The sequence below is a fragment of the Leifsonia sp. 115AMFTsu3.1 genome, from assembly GCF_004362795.1.
Lineage (GTDB): Bacteria > Actinomycetota > Actinomycetes > Actinomycetales > Microbacteriaceae > Leifsonia.
The window spans coordinates 1,028,184-1,047,476 of record NZ_SNYB01000001.1 but is presented as its reverse complement, the minus strand read 5'-3'; the positions used below and the strand labels follow the sequence as shown (position 1 = coordinate 1,047,476).

The window sequence follows — 19,293 nt, the reverse complement described above, 5'->3', positions numbered from 1 at the left end:
TCGGCCGGGGTCCAGTTTACGCAGAATCGATGCAAACGCAAGTCTCCTGGGGCGGTCGCTCGAGCAGGTTGTAGAGTCAGGCATTGTCGCGCCACGACCCGTATCGACCGCATCGCAAAGGAGCGAAAAGACTCCCCATGAGCAACACAATCGACAACCTGCTGCACGAAGCCCGCCGGTTCCCACCGAGCGACGAGTTCGCCGCGAACGCGATCGCCGACGCGGGCCTGTACGAGCGCGCGGCCGCCGACCGGCTGGGATTCTGGGCCGACCAGGCTCGCGAGCTGCTGCACTGGCACACGCCGTTCACGCGCACGCTCGACTGGAGCGAGCCTCCCTTCGCCAAGTGGTTCGACGACGGCGAGCTGAACGTCGCCTACAACTGCCTCGACCGGCATGTGCTTGCCGGCAACGGCGACCGTGTCGCGATCCACTGGGAGGGCGAACCGGGCGACACCCGCACGATCACGTACGCCGAGCTGACGGCCGAGGTGAAGAAGGCGGCCAACCTGCTCACCAGTCTGGGCATCCGCGCCGGCGACCGCGTGGCGATCTACCTCCCGATGATCCCCGAGGCCGTCATCGCGATGCTCGCTGTCGCACGGATCGGCGCGGTGCACTCCGTCGTCTTCGGCGGCTTCAGCGCCGAGAGCCTCCGCTCGCGCATCGACGACGCGGAGGCGAAGCTCGTCATCACCGCGGACGGCGGCTGGCGCAAGGGCCGCGTCTTCCCCCTGAAGGACGCGGTGGATGCGGCGCTCACCGGCGACGCGACCACGGTCGAGCACGTGCTCGTGGTCAAGCGCGGCGAGAACGAGGTGGCCTGGACCGAGGGCCGCGACCTGTGGTGGCACGACGAGCTCGCGCTGGTCGACGCCGATCACGTGGCGAAGGCGTTCCCCGCCGAGCAGCCCCTCTTCATCCTCTACACGTCCGGCACGACGGGTAAGCCGAAGGGCATCCTGCACACCACCGGCGGGTACCTGACGCAGGCCTCGTTCACGCACAAGTTCGTCTTCGACCTCCACCCCGAGTCCGACGTGTACTGGTGCAGCGCCGACGTGGGATGGATCACCGGCCACACATACGTCGTCTACGGGCCGCTCGCGAACGGCGCGACCCAGGTGATGTACGAGGGCACGCCCGAGACGCCGCACCCCGGCCGCTGGTGGGAGCTGATCGAGAAGTACAAGGTCTCGATCTTCTACACCGCGCCGACCGCGATCCGCTCGTTCATGAAGCTGGGCCGCCAGCACCCGCAGCAGTTCGACCTGTCGAGCCTGCGCGTCCTCGGCTCGGTCGGTGAGCCGATCAACCCGGAAGCGTGGATGTGGTACCGCGAGGTCATCGGCGGCGACACGACCCCGATCGTGGACACCTGGTGGCAGACCGAGACCGGCGCGATCATGGTCTCGGCCCTCCCGGGGGTCACGACGCTGAAGCCGGGGAGCGCCCAGGTGCCCCTGCCGGGCATCTCGATCGACATCCTCGACGAGTCGGGCACACCCGTCGGCAAGGACCAGGGCGGCCTGCTGGTCGTCACGGAACCGTGGCCGAGCATGCTGCGCGGCATCTGGGGAGACCCGGAGCGCTTCAGGGAGACCTACTGGTCGAAGTTCGGCGACAAGTACTTCGCCGGCGATGGCGCGCGCTACGACAAGGATGGCGACATCTGGCTGCTGGGCAGGGTGGACGACGTCATGAACGTGTCGGGCCACCGCCTGTCGACGGCGGAGATCGAGTCCGCCCTGGTCGCGCATCCCTTCACGGCCGAGGCGGCGGTCGTCGGGGCGAACGACGAGACGACCGGCCAGGCCGTCGTCGCGTTCGTGATCATCAAGCAGAACCAGCTGGAGCAGGCCGGCGCGATGGATGTCGCGGCCGAGCTGCGCAAGCACGTCGCCGAGCAGATCGGTGCGATCGCGCGTCCCCGTGACATCTTCATCGTCACGGAGCTGCCCAAGACGCGATCGGGCAAGATCATGCGACGCCTGCTGCGGGATGTGGCCGAGGGCCGGGAGGTCGGCGACACCACCACCCTGGCGGACACCGCGGTGATGAGTTCGATCCAGGCCAAGCTCTCCTAGCCGGAGACGACGAAGGGGCGGCACCGGTCGGTGTCGCCCCTTCGTCGTATCCGCGCTCAGTCGACGGCGAGGATCAGCTCCACCTCGACCGGCGCGTCGAGGGGCAGCACGGCGACGCCCACGGCGGAGCGGGCGTGGACACCGGCGTCGCCGAAGATCTCGCCGAGCACCTCGGACGCCCCGTTGATGACCGCAGGCTGGCCGGTGAACGCGGGGTCGGAGGAGACGAAGCCGACGACCTTCACCACACGGGTCACTCGATCGAGCGAGCCGAGGACGCTCTTCGCGGCGGCAAGCGCGTTCAACGCGCAGATCCGTGCGTACTCCTTGGCATCGGCGGGCGGGACGAGGCCGGCACCTTCACCGACCTTGCCGGTCGCCGGAAGGGCTCCGGCCACCATCGGCAGCTGCCCCGAGGTGTAGACGTGGTGTCCGTCGAGCACCGCCGGCGTGTATGCCGCGACCGGAGGGACCACGTCCGGCAGGTCGATCCCGAGCTGGGCGAGACGCGCCTCGACGTCCGCCATCAGGCCTGCTCCCCGTCCGCCACGGGGCGCTTCAGGTAGGCGACGAGTCCGCCCTCCGGACCGGTGACGATCTGCACCAGCTCCCAGCCCTCCGACCCCCAGTTGTTCAGGATCGCTGCGGTGTTGTGGATCATCAGCGGGGTGGTCAGGTACTCCCAGCGCGGCATCGTGCTCCTCGGATCGGGGGATTTTGCAGGTTCATCACCTACTCTGATCCTATGTCTGCGCAAAAACCACAGGCTAGAGGTGTGCTCGGCGCCGCCGGTGCGTTCATCGGCATGAGTGTTGTGGCCGGTCTTCTGGTCACCGCCGCCGTCACGCCTGCGATCGCTGTGACGGGGATGGCGGCCAATAACAGCATCGGCGTGTTCGAGGGACTCCCGGAGTACCTGAACGTCGACCAGCTGGCCCAGCCGACCACCATCTATGCCAAGAACGGCGACCAGGACGTTCCGCTCGCCACGTTCTACTCCCAGAACCGCCTGCCGGTCGCCTTCGACCAGATCTCGCAGGCGGCGAAGGATGCCGCGATCGCGGGTGAGGACCCCCGGTTCTACACGCATGGCGGTGTCGACATCCAGGGCACCGTGCGCGGCGTGCTCTCCACCGTCGCCGGCGGCGGTGTGCAGGGTGGATCCTCGATCACCCAGCAGTACGTGAAGAACGTGCTGCTGCAGAAGTGCGAGGCGCTCCCGGTGAAGTCCAAGGAGCAGAAGGCCAAGTACCAGCAGTGCGTGGATGACTCCACGGGCGTGTCTCCCGACCGAAAGGTCAAGGAGATGAAGTACGCGATCGGCATCGAGAAGAAGTACACCAAGGACCAGATCCTGGTCGGGTACCTGAACATCGCAGGCTTCGGTGGCACCGTCTACGGCATCGAGGCCGCAGCGCATTACTACTACAACACGACTGCGGCAGCGCTGACGCCTGCGCAGGCGGCCAGCCTGATCGCGATCGTGAACGAGCCGACCAGCCTGAAGATCGACAACCCCGGTTCGGAGACCAACGGCGCCGCGAACGGCTACGCGAAGAACAAGGAGCGCCGCGACTACATCCTTCAGAAGATGTACCAGTACAAGCGCCTCACGAAGGCGCAGTACGAGGAAGCGGTCAAGACCCCGATCCAGCCGGTGATCACCCCCTCGGAGCGAGGTTGCCAGACCGCGGGCGGGTCGGCGTACTTCTGCGACTACGTCCAGAAGATCATCCTCAACGACCCCACTTTCGGCGCCGACGAGGACACCCGCACCTCCAACTTCAACCGCGGCGGTTACAAGATCTACACCAGCCTCGACCTCCAGCTGCAGCAGGTCGCCGAGGAGACCATCAACTCCTACGTGCCGGCCTCCTATCCCAAGGCCGACATCGGCGGAGTGCTGGTGGGTGTGCAGCCGGGCACCGGGCGCGTGCTCTACATGGCGCAGAACAAGAAGTACAGCCAGGACCCGGAGGTGCTCAACACGAGCACCGACTTCTCCTCCGTGAACCTGGCCACCGACCAGAAGTACGGCGGCTCGGGCGGATTCCAGGTCGGCTCCACCTACAAGGTCTTCACCCTCGCCGAATGGCTCAAGCAGGGCCACTCCCTCAGCGAGCCCGTCAACGCCAACATCCGGACCTACAAGTCGTTCAAGGACTCGTGCGCGGGGAACTGGAGCGGCACCTACACGCCGCAGAACGACTCGCCGGGAGAGACCGGCATCCGCAACGCTCAGAGCGCGACCACGCTGTCCATCAACACGGCCTTCATCTCGATGGCCTCCCAGGTGGACCTGTGCGAGATCAAGAAGGACGCCGAAGCGTTCGGAGTCCACACCGCCAAGGGCGAGCCTCTGGACACGAACCCCGCGTCGGTGCTGGGCACCAACTACATCGCCCCTCTGACCATGGCCACCGCCTTCGCGGGCATCGCCAACAACGGGATGACGTGCTCGCCGATCGCCATCGACAAGATCCTCGACGCGAACGGCAAGGACGTGAAGGTGCCGCAGAGCGCCTGCACGCAGTCCGTCGATCCGGCGGTCGCCAACACGATGGCGAAGGCGCTCCAGGGTCCGATCCAGAACGGCACCGCGGCGGGGATGAACCGCACCGGCAAGGACATGCTCGGCAAGACGGGAACGACGGAGTACAACGACCAGCTTTGGCTCGTGGCGGCCACGACGAAGGTCGCCGGCGCCTACTGGGTCGGCAACATCAACAACCACGTCGACTTCCGCAAGGTGTACCCGACCCACGGCAAGTCGCCCGCGTCGGCTCGTACCGATGTCATGCGAATCATGATGACCGCGGCGGTCGGCAAGTACGGCGGCGACGACTTCCCGGCGGCGCCCGACAAGCTGACGCGCGGCGTCCAGGTCGCAGTTCCCGACCTGACGGGTAAGACGCCCGACGAGGCGAAGTCGATCCTGACCGGCCTCGGGCTGGACTCGACCGACGGCGGCCCGCAGGACTCGGTCGCCCCCGCCGGAACGATCTCGGCAACCGATCCGGCCCCGGGAACCCAGGTCACCAAGGGAACCGCCATCACCCTGTTCACCAGCAACGGGTCCCTCGTGGCGGTCCCGAACGTGGTGGGCCAGAAGTACGGCGACGCGCTCGCTACGCTCACTGCCGCCGGATTCAAGGTCAAGACCGCGGGCGGCAACAGTCCGACCGCGACCGTTCAGGCTCAGGATCCCGCCGGCAATGCCCCTGCCAAGCCGGGAACCCAGGTGACCCTGACCCTGACCGCACCCGCCGTCCAGCCGACACCGGGCACGGGCGGATAGTGGCGCGCGGAGTCCTCCGACCGGCGGCGTCCGCCCTGGCGTTCCTCGCCGGGGCGGGCGCCGCCGCGTTCGCCTACGGTTCGCTGGTGGAGCGTCGCGCGTACACCCTGCGCGAGGTGAGCGCGCCGGTCCTTCCGGCCGGGGCGCAGCCGATCCGCGTGCTCCACCTCTCCGACCTGCACATGGCGCCCTGGCAGCGGGACAAGCAGGAGTGGATCCGCTCCCTCGCCCGGCTGAAGCCGGACCTGATCGTCGAGACCGGAGACGTACTCGGCCATGCCCGGGGCCTCGAGGGCGTCCGTGCCGCCTACGACGGCTTCCGCGGCATCCCGGGCGTCTTCGTGCACGGATCCAACGACTACTTCGGCCCGCAGGCGAAGAACCCGCTGAAGTACTTCTTGGGCCCGTCGAAGAAGCGCCCGTCGACCGCCCCGCGGCTCGACACGGCCGCCCTGACGGCGTACTTCCGCGATCTGGGCTGGACCGACCTGGACAACCGGGCGGCCGGCCTGGAGGTCCGGGGAACGCACCTCGAGTTCTTCGGTGTGGACGACCCGCACATCCGTTTCGACCGGGTGGAGGCCATCCCCGGCGCTCTGGACCAGCTGCGCGAGGACGACCCGTTCTCGGATGACAACGCCTGGCCGGATGAGGGCCCGAGCGAGCAGCGGCAGGCGGTCACCATCGGTGTCACGCATTCGCCGTACCGTCGCATCCTCGACGCCTTCGTCACCTACGGTGCGTCGATGATCTTCGCGGGCCACACGCACGGCGGTCAGGTCTGCGTTCCGGGGTTCGGCGCGCTGGTCACGAACTGCGACATCCCACGCGCACAGGTGAAGGGGTTGAGCGTCTGGCGCCATGCCTTCCGCTCTGCGTACCTCAACGTGTCGGCGGGCCTCGGCACGTCGATCTTCGCGCCGGTGCGCTTCGCCTGCCGGCCGGAGGCGTCGCTGGTCACGCTGACGCCCGCGCCGTGAATCGAGGCGCCGAGCAGGGTGCTGTGGTCATGACCACTCCCCCGCTCGTGTATCCTGGATGAGGCCTTCGGGGTGTGGCGCAGCTTGGTAGCGCGCTTCGTTCGGGACGAAGAGGCCGCAGGTTCAAATCCTGTCACCCCGACGTAATGAAAAAGAGGAAGCCCCGGCTCGCGATGCGAGCCGGGGCTTCCTCTTTTTCATTACTCGCTGATGTCTATTGGGGTCCCCGCCCGCGAGGGGCCCCGGGCGCCGCTCCGAGCGCCAGCGAGGACCGGCGTCTGGGGTAGCGGGTGGGGCGCACCGCGCGACCCCCGTGGAGAAGTGATGACCTAAAACGCATCCGGCCGGGCGAACTCCACCTCTGCCACCCGCAGTTCCGGGTCGATCCGCGAACGCACCAGAGGCAACGTCCGAGCCACAGCGGTGTCGATGCGATCCCGCAGGTCCTGGGAGCGGATCTCGTAGTCCTCGAAGTCGCTCTCGGCCGCGTAGATGCCCAGGGGCAGGGTCAGCGACTGGAAGAACCCGAACAGCGGACGCATCTGGTGCTCGACCAGCAGTGCGTGCCGGTCACTGCCCCCCGTGGCTGTCAGGACGACCGGCTTGTCGACAAGGGCGTACTGGCCGACGTGGTCGAAGAACAGCTTGAACAGGCCTGTGTACGTGGCCCGGTAGGCGGGTGACCCGACCACGAGGATGTCCGCGTTCTCGACCGCCTCCAGAGCCTCGGTGACCGTCGGGCTGAGACTGCTCCGGAAGGGACCGGCGCCGAGCTCCGGCAGCAGAGGCGCCAGCCGGATGGTGCGGGCGATGCCCCCGGACGCCTCGGCATAGGCGCGCGTGACCTCGTCCACGAGCACGGTGGTGCGCGACGGGTGGGTCGGGCTTCCGCTCACTCCGACCACGTTGAGTGGATGCGACATGTGGGAACCGCCTTCTGGCTGGGGACCGGGATTTCGCCCAACGGTACCCGGAGCCGCCCCGCATCGCTCGGGGCGGCGTCACGGTCCGTCATGCTGCGGGGTACAGCTCCCGGACGATCTCCAGCGAGCGGATGCGCCCCTCCAGCGTCGCGGCGCCGGACGAGACCATCAGCTCGTCCACCTGGGTGGAGGCCAGCAGCGCCTCGAGTCGCGCCTTCACCTCGGCGGGCGTCCCGATCGCCTGACGGGCGTTGCGGGCAGCGATGAACTCCTCCTCCAGCGGGGTGAACTCGTGGGCGAGCGCCTCCTCCACGCTGACCGGCTCGGGCTTCTGTCCCTGACGCATCCGCAGGAAGGACAGCTGGCCGGGAAGGGATAGGGCGCGCACGGTCTGCGGGTCCTCGTCCGCGATGACATTGACCGCGATCATCGTGTGCGGCTCGGCGAGGGTGTCACTCGGCTCGAATCGCGAGCGGTACAGGTTGAGCGCGGCCTCGGTGTTCTCGCCTGCGAAGTGATGGGCGAACGCGAACGGGATGCCGAGGGCGGCGGCCACCTGGGCGCTGTAGCCGCTCGAGCCCAGCAGCCAGATCTGAGGCGCGTCGCCGAGGCCGGGGATGGCGGTGATGCCGTGCAGAGGGTTGGCGTCGCTCATGCCGCCGTAGAAGAAGCCGTACAGGTCGAGGAGCTGCTGTGGGAAGTCCTCGACGCCGAGTCCCTCGGGGCTCCGGCGCAGAGCCATCGCTGTGGCGCCGTCAGTTCCCGGCGCGCGGCCGATGCCGAGGTCGATGCGGTCGCCGTACAGGGCGCGCAGGGTGCCGAACTGCTCCGCCACGACCAGCGGCGCGTGGTTGGGCAGCATCACACCGCCGCTGCCGACCCGGATGCGCTCGGTCGCTGCCGCGACTCCGGCGATGAGAACAGCCGGGGCGCTCGACGCGATGGCGGGCATGCCGTGGTGCTCTGCGACCCAGAACCTCTCGTAGCCGAGCCGTTCGGCCGCTTGCGCGAGCTGGATGGTGCCGGCGACGGCATCGGCGTTGGTGCCCCCGGCGGGGCGGCTGGCGAGGTCGAGGACGTTGAGGGGGATGCTGCTCACCCCAGGTGCAACGCAGCCCCGGACACAGCGATTCCCGGTCGGCGCGAGGCCGACCGGGAATCACCGGGTATGGATCGTCAGGACGCCTTGAGCTTGCGCACCCAGCCGACGATCGCCAGGGCGATCAGTCCGAGGATGACGAGCGAGCCGCCCATCCATGCCGCCCAGGTGGCGACGACGGAACCGGTGTGGGCCAGTCCGTCGCTGCTGCCCGGGTCGAGGACGGTGCTCGCCTGGTCGGCCGGCAGGACGGTCAGGGAGGCGGGGCACTCGTGGCCGCTGCTCTGTCCGTGTCCGACGACGCTGTAGGTACCCGAGGCGCTCGCGGGGAGCGTCACGGTGAGGACGTCGCTGCCGTCCGCGTTCGCGTGCTTCACGAACGAAAGACTGCTGTCGGCGGTGCGGAGCGAGGCGAGCTTGAAGCCCGCGCCGTCCTGGCCGGTCACGGTCCAGTTGATCGCCTCACCGGGCGACCACGTGCCCGGGATGCAGATGAGGGTGGCCGTGCCGCCCGCCTCTGCGACGCTGACATCGAACTTGCACTGGGCGCCGTCGGTGTAGTTGACGGCGTTCGCCGCGGCCGGAGCCGCAAGCAGCAGCCCCGCGGTCACGGCGATAGCCGCCAGAATCTTCTTGAACATCGGCCGCCTTTCTGTTGGGGCCCGGCTCACGGTCGGGTTAGTTGAGTAATACTCACTTTACGACGGACGAGCACTGTACGACAATGGGCGCGACGGCGTTGCGTGCCCCCACATCGGGGGTCGTACCGTCCCCCGGAAGCGTCGGCGTGGTCACGACGCTGAGGTCCGACGACGTCTGCTGGTCGTTCAGGAACTGCACGGTGACGGTCTTCGACTCCCCCGGAGCCAGTTCGACCGTGTACAGACTGACCGGCCGCGAGCGATCGACGCCCGCAACGGTGGTGTAGTTCTCCCCGCCGCTCAATGTCGCGGCCAGGAGTCCTCCCGTCGGCCCGTAGACGGCCACCCGCGTGCGGATGTTGCCGGGAGTCACGCCGTACGTGCCACCGCCGGTCACGTAACGAGGCAGGGTCGTCCCGGCGTCTGCGGGGGCCCGGTTGGTCAGCGTGACCGTGACGACCGTCGAGGGCTTGCCGTCCGCGCGGCACACGGCGGATCCGGCAGCGACCGAGGTGCGGAGGTAGTAGTCCATCTTGGCGCCGGTCGCGTCGTTGAAGTACACGCCGATGCCCGCGGTCGACAGATCGGACGCGGGAAGGCCTCCGGCGAGCGTCGTGCCCGCGAGCACCTTCTGGTCCTCGGTGTGCGTGGTCCAGATCAGCACACGGCGCGACTCGCCGGCGTCCGCCAGCGCGGTCAGCAGCTTCTTCGCATCCACGTTCCCGGACGACATCCGGTCGAACACGGCACTCGCGGCGGACGCGAAGAAGGCGTCCTGCTGCGCCGGATCCTCGTAGCGCTGATAGACGTCGCTCAGGAGCATCTTCACGGCGTTGGCGGAGGTGAGCCGATCGCCGGTCGGCAGCGTCACTGGGCCCGTCGCCTTGAGGAGGCCGCTGAGGACGACCGGGTCGACGGCGATCACGCCGTCGACGGTGCCACCGTAGGTCGTCGTCCACATCCGCGAGGCGGTCGCCGCCGCGAGCGGGAAGTCCGGAGTGAGATTGGCATCCTGAAGGTAGCGGCCGACGAGCGGTCCGTAGAGGCCCTCCGTGTTGAGCGGCACGTCGGCGACCGGGGTCTTCCACGGACCGATGGAGGTGCCGGCCTCCTGACGCTGCAGCGTGACAGCGCCGTTGTCGGCATGGACGAGGGCGACCGCGCCGATCAGACCGCCCGTCGCGCGGAGCTCGGCCGGGTTCTGGGCGGCCAGGAGGTAGTCGCGCGGACCGTCGGCGCCCAGCATCGAAGGAAGCAGGCGGACGGCGTTGCCGAGCGCATCCATCTCCGGAGCCGCCTTGTCGAGCACATCGTGCAGCCGATCGACTCCCGACGCGACCGGACTCACGAGAGCGCCGGTCTCGATGGTCGCGACGCTCGCGCGAGCGTCGGTGAAGGCCGACCGGGCCTTCGCGACCGCGGGCTGCGCCGCCGTGATCGGTGCGAGGTCGATCCGGCCATCCGTGATGGCCAGAGCGCGGAGGTCCACGCCGGTGCCGGCGGCGACCAGCGGCCGCACGACCCGTGAGGCCACATCGTCGGACGCGGCCGCAGCAGTGCGGACCGCCGCGAGGTTCGGCCCCAGCCACGGGACGGCTTCGACGGTGACCCAGACCGGATCCGAGGTGAGCGCCGCGGCCTCGTGCGTCTTCCGGCTGAGCGAGTCGGCGGCGCGACCCGCGGCGGCGAGGTCCCCCGTCGCGATCGCGGTCTTCACCTGCTCGGCTGCCGGGATGGCGTCAGTGAGCGCGCGCTGGGCCAGGAAGCCGCGGACGCCGATCCACACGATGGTGAAAAGCAGGATGGCGCCCAGCCCGACGAGGATGCCGACGAGGACGGGATGCCGCAGCCTGCGACGTCTTCGCGGCGCGACCGACGGCCCAACCGCGGGACGCGGCGGCGCGTCCGGCTCCGTGAGACCTGTCGCCATGCGACAAATCTAACAAATCCTCACTTTTTTGGCGGCCCCCAAATGGGGCGAGTTCTGCGGAGGGTGCTCAGCGGCCCAAACCGCGATACGTCCACCCTGCTCCGCGCCATGCCGCCGGGTCGAGCGCATTGCGTCCATCGATCACCGTGCGATGCGCCACGAGCTCGCCGACCGCTGCCGGGTCCAGGCCCGTGAACTCCGGCCACTCCGTGATCAGGACGACGACGTCCGCATCCCGGACCGCGTCCTCCGCCGTCTCTGCGAAGCGCAGCTGGGGCGCACGACGTCGTGCGTTCTCGACGGCCTGAGGGTCGGTCGCGGTGACGATCGCCCCCGCGTCGGCGAGTCGCATGGCGATATCCAGCGCCGGGGAGTCGCGGATGTCGTCCGAGTGCGGCTTGAAGGCGAGTCCCAGCACACCGACGCGCACGCCGGCCAGTCCACCGGCCTCCTCGCGCACCAGTTCGACGACACGCGTCCGACGGCGCAGGTTGATCTGATCGACCTCGTCGAGGAACCGGACAGCGTCGCCCTTGCCGAGCTCGCGGGCCCTGGCACTGAATGCGCGGATGTCCTTCGGGAGGCAGCCGCCGCCGAACCCGACTCCCGCGTTGAGGAAGCGGCGTCCGATGCGCGCGTCGTGCCCGATCGCGTCCGCCAGCTTGGTCACATCCGCGCCGGTCACTTCGGCGATCTCGGCCATCGCATTGATGAACGAGATCTTCGTGGCGAGGAAGGCGTTCGCCGAGACCTTGACGAGCTCGGAAGTCGCGTAGTCGGTCACGATGACCGGTGTGCCCGCGGCGACCGCGGACGCGTAGACCTCGTCGAGCAGGCGTGCGGCGCGCTCCCCCGACTCGCCCTCGGGAACGCCGTACACGAGGCGGTCGGGGCTCACGGTGTCGCTCACCGCGAATCCCTCGCGGAGGAACTCGGGGTTCCAGGCGAGTGTGACCTCCGGCTGCGCCTGCGCGACTAGCTCCGCCAGACGCGCGGCGGTCCCGACCGGGACGGTGCTCTTGCCGACGATGAGATCGCCGGGCTTCACGTGCTCCAGGAGGGAGGCGAATGCGGCGTCGACGAAGCGCATGTCCGCCGCATCCCCGTCGGCAACCTGGGGCGTGCCGACGGCGACGAAGTGGACGTCGGCCTCGGACACGGCGGAGAAATCCGTGGTGAAGCGCAGGCGCCCGGACGGCGCGGCCGACTCGAGCACCTCCGGCAGCCCGGGTTCGAAGAACGGCGGACGACCGGCGGAGAGGAGGGCGATCTTGGCCTCGTCGACGTCGATACCGACGACGTCGTGGCCCAGGTGGGCCATCGAGGCGGCGTGGACCGCTCCGAGGTAGCCGCAGCCGATCACGGAGATTCTCATGGTGTGCAGTTCCTTCGGGTGAGGTCGCCTTCGGGCGTGGTGCGGATCAGGTGAAGTCGGGGTCGGGCTCGTCGACGTAGGCGGGAGCCGCCTCGACCGGCCAATGCCGTCGGCCGTTGTTGAGCACCCCTCGACTTTCCTGAAGGTAGCAGTTCCCGCAGAGGGACTCGTACGACACCGATGCACCGTCGATCGCGACCTGGTCGCCGTCGAAGACGAACACCCCGTCGATCTTGCGGGCGTTGAAGATCGCCTTGCGCCCGCAGCGGCAGATCGTCTTCAGCTCTTCCAGGCTGTGCGCGACCTCGAGCAGCCGGCGGCTCCCCGGGAACGCGACGGTCTGGAAGTCCGTGCGGATGCCGTACGCGAGCACCGGGACGTTGTCGAGCAGCGCGATGCGCAGGAGGTCGTCGACCTGCGCCTCGGTCAGGAACTGGGCCTCATCGACCAGGAGCGCGCTGACGTCGGTGTCGAAGCGCTTGATGGTGCGTTCGCGGTGCCGCTGGAAGGCGCCGTACGCGTCGGTCTCGGGCGCGATGAGGAAGTCGACTTCCCGGGTGACGCCCAGGCGGGAGAGGATGCCCAGGTCGCCCTTCGTGTCGATCGACGGCTTCGTGAGCAGGACGCGGTGGCCGCGCTCCTCGTAGTTGTAGGCGGCCTGAAGCATGGCCGTGCTCTTGCCGCTGTTCATCGCTCCGTAGCGGAAATACAGTTTTGCCACGCACCGATCCTATGCGGCACGGATGACGGAAGCCCGATGGCGCGTCAGGTGAGGTATCCGTCCTCCGCCGCCCGGCGGATCAGGTCGGCGCGGGAGCTCGTCGGACGTCCGGCCTTGCCGTACTTCTCGCGCACCCGCCGCAGGTAGGTCTTGGCCGTCTCGTACTGCACGTTCATGGCGCGCGCCACCTCGGAGGTGGTCCGCCCGTCGGCGTAGAGGACGAGGGCCTGACGCTCGCCGTCGCTCAGCCGCGGCCGGGCGGACTCGGGGATGAGGGGCTTCGGGCGCCAGGCTGTCGGTGCGGCGGTCCGGCCGACACCGCGTCCGGACGCCGACAGCGCTGCGGCGACCAGCTCGGTCATCGGCTGCGACTTGGTGACGTAGGCGACGGCTCCGGCGGCGAGCGCCGCATCCCGGTCCTCCGGTGTGTCGACGGCGCTGAGGACGACGACCTTCGCGCCCGCGGCACGGCAGGTGCGGACCCGGGCGCCGATGGATACCGACTCCTTCAGTTGCAGGTCCATGATGACGAGGTCGGTCGGGAAGGCGTCGCTGTGCACCAGTTCCAGCCAGCTGCCGGCGCGGACGACGAGGTCGAACTCGGGGGCGTTCTTCTCGATCCACGACGCCAGGCTGTCGAGCAGGATCTCGTGGTCGTCCAGGATCGCCAGACGGATCGGCGGCTCCGTGGATCGTCCGGCGGCCGAGGTCGCCGGCGCTCCGGGGTCATCCGGACGCATGGTTCTCATCGTCTTCTGCCTTCGCTGTCGGGGAATCCGCCGTGGGGGTAGGCGAATCGGATGGTGACGTCGCCACCGCGCAGCCGCATCGTGGCGCGCATTGCGACGGAGTTGAGGGAGCTGACGAACGGAAGGAGCTCGCGACGCAGCTCGGCGCGGGGCTCTGCGATCTTCGCATGCAGTGCGAACGACGGCTGTTCGGGGTCGCTTGCTTCGAGGAGGACGGAGCGAGGGTCGAGGCCGGGGCGAGCGGCAACGGTGGCGATGAGGGCTCCGACGATGGCGCGCTGGTCGGCGGTCAGCACACGCTCGAGGCGGTCCGGGTCGTCGACCCGCGGGCCGGTCTCCTCGTCGACGGGGGTGATGGGCGCCTCCACCAGTCGAGGGGCGAGGGCGAGCTCGAGGGTGTCCTCCAGCCAGGTGCGCGAGACGGCGCGCACCGACATCCCTCGGAGGCGTTCGGCGATGGCGCGGGCGCGCAGGGTGTCCTCTTCGGTCACGGCGCCGCGATGCGCGACGGCCGTCAGGAACGGCACAGCCTCCGCGTTCAGCGCGGTCATGCGCTCCTGAGCGATCATGCGCTCGGCCGCCTGGCGGAGCTCGGACTCCAACCGGAGCTGACCCTCCCGCGCGACCTCCCGCCAGCGCAACGTCTCCCCCGTCAACGTCCAGGCGTACCCGGCACCTCCTGCGGCCAAGGCGAGGATCGGCGTCGCCGCCACCGTGGCGTACACCAGGGGGTCATTCGCGATGACGAGCGAGTGCTGGACCGCGGCCAATCCGCCGAGGACGATCGCGGCGACGAGCGCCGAGCCGGCGACCTCTCCGATCGGGCGATAGAGCGGCATCGCGACGAGCAGGAGGGCGACGGCGATCTGCCCCCAGTCGTCTTGGATGCGTTCGTTGCGGCCCCACACGGCCGAGTCGAACAGCGCTGCGGCGGTGACAGCGAACGCGACGACCGAGAAATGGGACCAGCGCCCGAACGGGGCGAACCCGGGATGGGTGCGGATGGCGGCGATCACGACGGCAAGGAGGAGGACGCCGATGGCGACGATCGCGAGGGAGGTGTTCCGCAGCTGGCCTGCGTGGATGATCGTCGAGTACACGGCGTACGCCAGCGCGACCGCCCCGAGCAGGGGCACGAGCGGCCACGCCGACTGGGCTCCGAGCGGGTCGAGCCGCTGAGGCGTCCGCTCGAGCGTCACCGATCGGGCCCCGACGATCGTGCGGGGGTTCAGTGCGGTCATCCGGCGCGCCCCTCGGAGACGGCTGCTTCCGGCCCGATCGGAACGGTCAGGATGACGGTCGTGCCCACATCGGCACTCGAGTAGATGTCGACGGTGCCGCCCACCCGGGCGATCCGGTCGCCGACGGACTGGCGGAGCCCCAGGCGATCGGCTGCGGGGGCCGACGCCGGGAAGCCGCTGCCGCCATCCACCACCATGACGGAGAGGGACCCGCCGCCCGCAGACAGGGCCACTTCGGCGCTCGGGCTGCCGGAATGCCGGACGACGTTCACGAGGCACTGCCGGACCGCCAGCCCCAGGGCACGACGGGCCTCGTCACCGAGGGTGGTGTACGCCGTGCGGTCTCCCGAGATGTCGACCGTGAGCCCCTCGTCGCGGGCCGCCTCGATGGCGCGGTGGAGTTCGCTGTCGTACCACGGGTCCGCGTCAGGCACCGCGACCCTTGCGACCCCGGCCACCCCGGCCACCTCGGCCCCGCCACCTTCCGCTGCCGGCACGCCAGCGGCGAGACCGCGGAGGTCGGCGTCGATACGACGCGCGAGACGATCGTCTAGAGACCCGGGCTGCGCACCGGCGACGGCCACCAGCTCGCTGAGAACCGTGTCGTGAAGGTCGGCGGTGGATGCGGCCAGCAGCTCGCGGCGGAGGTCGACAAGCCGGGCATCGCGTACAGCGCGATGCAGAGCCGCTTGCGCACGTGAACGCGTTCCGCGGGTCAGCCCGTCGAACGTCAGCACTCCGACGAGCAGCAGGTACGCCCCGAGCGAGATGGCGTCGGGGATGTAGGCGCGGCCGGTCGTCGCAGCACCGAAGATCACGGCCGCCTCCGCGAGGGCGAAGCCGAGAGTCGCCCAGAGGATCCCGGCGAGCGCCCCCGTGCCCGTCCCGCCGACCAACGTCATCGCGACTACCGGCAGAGCGACCACGAAGAGGTTGGTGTCCCGGTACGCCGGCGTGCTGGTGAACAGGGCGACGACGTAGAAATACGTGCACACGGTGCCGACGAGCAGGTACGCGATCGTGAGCCCCGCGGTGCGCCCGCGCGCCAGCGCCAGCAGGAGGGCGACCATCGGCACCAGCACGAGCAATGTCACCCAGGAGGTCACGTTGCCGTCGGCCAGACTGGCGCTGCCGACGTTCACGACGGCGGCGGCGAGGCAGATCAGGCCGGCCCAGCGGGCAGCCGTTGCGAGGGCGCGCGAGTTCGCAGGTCGTGCCAGATGGCTGGGCAGACCGAGCGACACGTCGTCGTCCCTTCCGGATCCGAGCACTCATCGGTCCCTCCCGGATTATGGCATCCGACGCGGACTCTGTGTACCCCGGTCGCTCGTACCCCGATCGCCCGGACATGGCTGGCGTAGATGTCTCTGTGGAGTTGGCTGCGAGAGGACCACCCTCAGAACAGGGTCGGCTGCACCCCCAAGCCCGTCAGGGAGGCGCTCACGATCGACGCCGCGTCCGGCGCCTCCCCCTGCGACGCAGCGGATCCCGCCGACCCCGCCGCGGACCCCGCCGCACGCACAGCGGACCCCACCAACTGGCGCTCCCCCTCGTCGTCGCGCAGCATCCCGAGCGCACTGGAGCGGACCCCGCCGGTCATCGGGTCTTCGCGGCCGCGCTCCAGACCGTGCGCTCGGATCAGGGGCTTGATGCGCCCGGCCAGCCACCGGCGGTACTCCTGCGGCGCGTAGGTGCCGCGCCCGTACATGCGGCGATACTGCGGCAACAGCTCGGGATGCTCCCGCCCGAGCCAGAGGTAGAACCACTCCTTGACGCCCGGCTTCAGATGCAGCGCCGAATAGAGCACGGAGGTGGCGCCTGCCTCCTTCGCCTGCCGCAGCGCCTCGTCGAGATGGGCCCGGGTGTCTGTCAGGTACGGGATGATCGGCATCAGGAACACGGAGCAGTCGAGGCCGTGCTCGCGCACCGCGGTGACCGTGGCGAGGCGGGCCTTGGTCGTCGGAGTGCCGGGCTCGATCGACTGCTGCAGATCGTCGTCGTAGACCGCGATCGACATGGCGAGATCGACGGGCACCCGCTTGTTCGCCTCGACCAGTCGGTCGAGATCGCGCCGCAGCAGGGATCCCTTCGTGAGGATGCTGAACGGCGTGCCCGAGTCGGCGAGCGCGTCGATGATCCCGGGCATCAGTCCGTATCGCCCCTCCGCCCGCTGGTACGGATCGGTGTTGGTGCCGAGAGCCACCGGATGATGACCCCAGCTGGGCTTGGCGAGCTCTTTACGCAGCACCTCGGCCACGTTCACCTTGACGATGATCTCGTTGTCGAAGTCTTTGCCCGAGTCGAGGTCGAGGTAGGTGTGCGTCGGCCGGGCGAAGCAGTACACGCAGGCGTGCGAGCACCCGCGGTACGGATTGATCGTCCACCCGAACGGCATCGGCCCTCCACCACCCGGGATGCGGTTGAGCGCCGACTTCGCCAGCACCTCGTGGAACGTGATGCCGGCGAAGTCGGGAGTGCGCACCGAGCGCACCAGGTTGTTCAGCCGCGCAAGCCCGGGCAGGGCGGACGGCTCATCGACCGACAACTCCTGACCACTCCAGCGCATGTCTCTATTCGAACATATGTTCGAATCTTAAGCAAGATGCACCGTCTCTCCTCTCCAGCCCGAGCGGAGCCAGCGGTCGTGGCTCGCCACCACGACCGCGCCCGGATAGGCGCCCAGTGCGTCCTCCAGCTCCGACGCGAGCGTCAGCGAGAGATGGTTGGTCGGCTCGTCGAGCAGGAACACGTGCGGCGGACGGGCGAGGATCAGAGCCAGCGCGAGTCGCCGCTGCTGACCGACGGACAGTGTGCCCACCGCCCGATCGGCGTCGCGCGGGGCGATGAGCCCGAGCGAGGTGAGCGGCACCGCTTCCGACCGCCGCTCCCCCACCGCCGACTCGTAGATCCGGCGCGGTGAGAGCGCAGGATCGGCGAACCGCACATCCTGCTCCAGCAATCCGACGCGGAGACCGCGCCGTCGCTGCACGGCACCGCTCGCCGGCTCGAGGCGGCCGGCGAGCACCGACAGCAGGGTCGACTTGCCCGCTCCGTTCGCCCCCGTCACCAGGATGCGGCTCGCGGGCGCGACGACGAACTCCTCGACCCGGAGACGGCCCGGGATGTGCACCCCGCGTGCCTGGACCAGCAGCTCTGAACCGTCGCCGAGCACCTGGAACCCCGACGGGATGCCCGCGAAGCCCAGACGCGCAGGCGGCTTCCGCACCTGGCCGGCGCGCAGCTCCTGCAGCCGCCCGTCCGCGTTGCGGATGCGCCGGCTGATCTGGCGATCGAGCGCGTTGCCCTTGACCGACTTCACGAACTTGTCGTTGTCGCGCACTTTCCCCGACCAGGCGATGGACCGGGCAGTAACGTCAACGGCATGCTCGAGCTCCTTGAGCTCGTGCTGCTCATCGGCGTACTGCTTCTCCCATCGCGCCCGTTCCGCCTCCTTCTCGGCCAGATACGCGCTGTACCCTCCGCCGAAGACCGTGGTGCCCGAGCGCGCGGGGTCGAGGTCGAGCAGGCTGGTGGCCACCGCATCGAGGAACGCGCGGTCGTGGCTGGCGAATACGACCGGCCCCGCCCACCCCCGCAGCTGTCGCTCCAGGAAGGCCGCCGCCTCGTCGTCCAGGTGGTTCGTCGGCTCGTCGAGCAGCAGGGCTTCCGGGCGGGCGAGGAGCAGCGCGGCGAGAGCGAACCGGCTGCGTTGACCGCCGGAGACCTCGCTCAGCCTCCGCGACAGCGGGATGTCACCGACCCCGAGTCCATCGAGCAACTCGTCCCGGCGCGCCTCGACGCTCCAGATCTCGGCGCGTTCGGCCGCCGCGAGGGCGGCGTCGTATCGCGCATCGGAGACCGGGTCGCCGGAGCCGAGCGCGGAGGCCGCCTCCTCGAGTTCGCGCTCGATCGCACGGACATCGGTGAGCGCATCCTCGATCAGCGCTGCGAGCGTCGCGCCCGGCTCGAACCGCACCTCCTGCCAGAGGAAGCCGGTCCGCTCCGGCCGGGTCAGCGCGCCTGCGTCCGGTGTCTCGGCACCGGCCAGGACGCGCAGAAGAGTGGATTTGCCTGCACCGTTCTCGCCGATGAGGCCGAGCCGGGCGCCGGGGCCGACCGTGAGCGAGACGTCGGTGAGCACACGACGCTCGCCGTAGGTGACAGAGACGCCGTCGGCGCGCAGCGGGGTGAGAGTGATCGTTGGCATGGGGAACCGCCTTTCCGGGCGCTCCACGAGGAGCGGTTTCCC

16 protein-coding genes and 1 tRNA gene are annotated in these 19,293 nt (G+C 69.4%); 4 read left to right on the top strand and 13 right to left on the bottom strand.

All coding sequences use genetic code 11. From position 1 onward, the window contains the following. Window positions 1-137 precede the first annotated feature (137 nt). The gene (gene acs, locus AXZ95_RS05120) at window positions 138-2,087 is read left to right on the top strand and encodes an acetate--CoA ligase (RefSeq protein ID WP_018189940.1); all 1,950 of its coding nucleotides are present in this window, start codon (window positions 138-140) and stop codon (window positions 2,085-2,087) included. Window positions 2,088-2,143: 56 nt separating this feature from the next. On the opposite strand, the gene AXZ95_RS05115 is transcribed toward acs, so the two are convergent. Next, window positions 2,144-2,614 (bottom strand): RidA family protein, encoded by a 471-nt coding sequence (locus AXZ95_RS05115; RefSeq protein WP_018189939.1) that lies wholly within the window; start codon window positions 2,612-2,614, stop codon window positions 2,144-2,146. Continuing rightward, entirely contained in the window at window positions 2,614-2,781 is a 168-nt protein-coding gene (locus AXZ95_RS05110) for a DUF4177 domain-containing protein (protein WP_018189938.1), read from the bottom strand. The genes AXZ95_RS05115 and AXZ95_RS05110 overlap by 1 nt, the downstream gene beginning before the upstream one ends. Window positions 2,782-2,862: 81 nt before the next feature. Here AXZ95_RS05110 and AXZ95_RS05105 point away from each other — a divergent pair, with 81 nt between their 5' ends. From AXZ95_RS05105 to AXZ95_RS05095, 3 genes are all read left to right on the top strand, one after another. Then, complete coding sequence (locus AXZ95_RS05105) at window positions 2,863-5,385, top strand: transglycosylase domain-containing protein (RefSeq protein ID WP_018189937.1); 2,523 nt, start codon at window positions 2,863-2,865, stop codon at window positions 5,383-5,385. Then, a complete protein-coding gene (locus AXZ95_RS05100; RefSeq protein ID WP_018189936.1) occupies window positions 5,385-6,365 on the top strand; it encodes a metallophosphoesterase in 981 nt (326 codons plus the stop codon). Before AXZ95_RS05105 ends, AXZ95_RS05100 begins: the two co-directional genes overlap by 1 nt. Before the next feature lie 68 nt (window positions 6,366-6,433). Continuing rightward, window positions 6,434-6,507 (top strand) — tRNA-Pro (locus AXZ95_RS05095). A 187-nt stretch (window positions 6,508-6,694) separates the two neighbouring features. Here AXZ95_RS05095 and msuE read toward each other — a convergent pair. The 11 genes from msuE to AXZ95_RS05040 form a co-directional block, all read right to left on the bottom strand. Next, window positions 6,695-7,288 carry an FMN reductase gene (gene msuE / locus AXZ95_RS05090; RefSeq protein ID WP_018189935.1) on the bottom strand — a complete coding sequence of 198 codons (594 nt, stop codon included), beginning with the start codon at window positions 7,286-7,288 and terminating at the stop codon, window positions 6,695-6,697. Between the two features lie 88 nt (window positions 7,289-7,376). Then, window positions 7,377-8,387: an LLM class flavin-dependent oxidoreductase gene (locus AXZ95_RS05085; protein ID WP_018189934.1), complete on the bottom strand. Its 1,011-nt coding sequence runs from the start codon at window positions 8,385-8,387 to the stop codon at window positions 7,377-7,379. Between the two features lie 77 nt (window positions 8,388-8,464). Further along, on the bottom strand, window positions 8,465-9,028 hold the full coding sequence (locus AXZ95_RS05080) for a hypothetical protein (protein ID WP_018189933.1): 564 nt from the start codon (window positions 9,026-9,028) through the stop codon (window positions 8,465-8,467). A 52-nt stretch (window positions 9,029-9,080) separates the two neighbouring features. Then, the gene (locus tag AXZ95_RS05075) at window positions 9,081-10,958 is read right to left on the bottom strand and encodes a DUF4012 domain-containing protein (RefSeq protein ID WP_018189932.1); all 1,878 of its coding nucleotides are present in this window, start codon (window positions 10,956-10,958) and stop codon (window positions 9,081-9,083) included. Between the two features lie 67 nt (window positions 10,959-11,025). Further along, entirely contained in the window at window positions 11,026-12,333 is a 1,308-nt protein-coding gene (locus AXZ95_RS05070) for a UDP-glucose/GDP-mannose dehydrogenase family protein (RefSeq protein ID WP_018189931.1), read from the bottom strand. A 46-nt stretch (window positions 12,334-12,379) separates the two neighbouring features. Then, window positions 12,380-13,054 carry a thymidine kinase gene (locus tag AXZ95_RS05065; RefSeq protein WP_018189930.1) on the bottom strand — a complete coding sequence of 225 codons (675 nt, stop codon included), beginning with the start codon at window positions 13,052-13,054 and terminating at the stop codon, window positions 12,380-12,382. Between the two features lie 44 nt (window positions 13,055-13,098). Next, entirely contained in the window at window positions 13,099-13,794 is a 696-nt protein-coding gene (locus AXZ95_RS05060; RefSeq protein ID WP_018189929.1) for a response regulator, read from the bottom strand. A gap of 5 nt (window positions 13,795-13,799) precedes the next feature. Next, window positions 13,800-15,044 (bottom strand): hypothetical protein, encoded by a 1,245-nt coding sequence (locus tag AXZ95_RS05055; protein WP_018189928.1) that lies wholly within the window; start codon window positions 15,042-15,044, stop codon window positions 13,800-13,802. Beyond that, on the bottom strand, window positions 15,041-16,315 hold the full coding sequence (locus tag AXZ95_RS05050; protein WP_018189927.1) for an ATP-binding protein: 1,275 nt from the start codon (window positions 16,313-16,315) through the stop codon (window positions 15,041-15,043). The genes AXZ95_RS05055 and AXZ95_RS05050 overlap by 4 nt, the downstream gene beginning before the upstream one ends. 125 nt (window positions 16,316-16,440) lie before the next feature. Continuing rightward, complete coding sequence (locus AXZ95_RS05045; protein WP_018189926.1) at window positions 16,441-17,610, bottom strand: Rv2578c family radical SAM protein; 1,170 nt, start codon at window positions 17,608-17,610, stop codon at window positions 16,441-16,443. 27 nt (window positions 17,611-17,637) lie between these two features. Further along, window positions 17,638-19,251 carry an ABC-F family ATP-binding cassette domain-containing protein gene (locus tag AXZ95_RS05040; protein WP_018189925.1) on the bottom strand — a complete coding sequence of 538 codons (1,614 nt, stop codon included), beginning with the start codon at window positions 19,249-19,251 and terminating at the stop codon, window positions 17,638-17,640. Window positions 19,252-19,293: the final 42 nt, after the last annotated feature.

Bases quoted from the DNA above. Each gene is read 5' to 3' on its own strand.
- acs (WP_018189940.1), top strand. From the start codon at position 138: ATGAGCAACACAATCGACAACCTGCTGCACGAAGCCCGCCGGTTCCCA.
- AXZ95_RS05060 (WP_018189929.1), bottom strand. From the start codon at position 13,794: ATGCGTCCGGATGACCCCGGAGCGCCGGCGACCTCGGCCGCCGGACGA.
- AXZ95_RS05045 (WP_018189926.1), bottom strand. From the start codon at position 17,610: ATGCGCTGGAGTGGTCAGGAGTTGTCGGTCGATGAGCCGTCCGCCCTG.
- AXZ95_RS05040 (WP_018189925.1), bottom strand. From the start codon at position 19,251: ATGCCAACGATCACTCTCACCCCGCTGCGCGCCGACGGCGTCTCTGTC.
- AXZ95_RS05080 (WP_018189933.1), bottom strand. From the start codon at position 9,028: ATGTTCAAGAAGATTCTGGCGGCTATCGCCGTGACCGCGGGGCTGCTG.
- AXZ95_RS05055 (WP_018189928.1), bottom strand. From the start codon at position 15,044: ATGACCGCACTGAACCCCCGCACGATCGTCGGGGCCCGATCGGTGACG.
- msuE (WP_018189935.1), bottom strand. From the start codon at position 7,288: ATGTCGCATCCACTCAACGTGGTCGGAGTGAGCGGAAGCCCGACCCAC.
- AXZ95_RS05115 (WP_018189939.1), bottom strand. From the start codon at position 2,614: ATGGCGGACGTCGAGGCGCGTCTCGCCCAGCTCGGGATCGACCTGCCG.
- AXZ95_RS05110 (WP_018189938.1), bottom strand. From the start codon at position 2,781: ATGCCGCGCTGGGAGTACCTGACCACCCCGCTGATGATCCACAACACC.
- AXZ95_RS05075 (WP_018189932.1), bottom strand. From the start codon at position 10,958: ATGGCGACAGGTCTCACGGAGCCGGACGCGCCGCCGCGTCCCGCGGTT.
- AXZ95_RS05070 (WP_018189931.1), bottom strand. From the start codon at position 12,333: ATGAGAATCTCCGTGATCGGCTGCGGCTACCTCGGAGCGGTCCACGCC.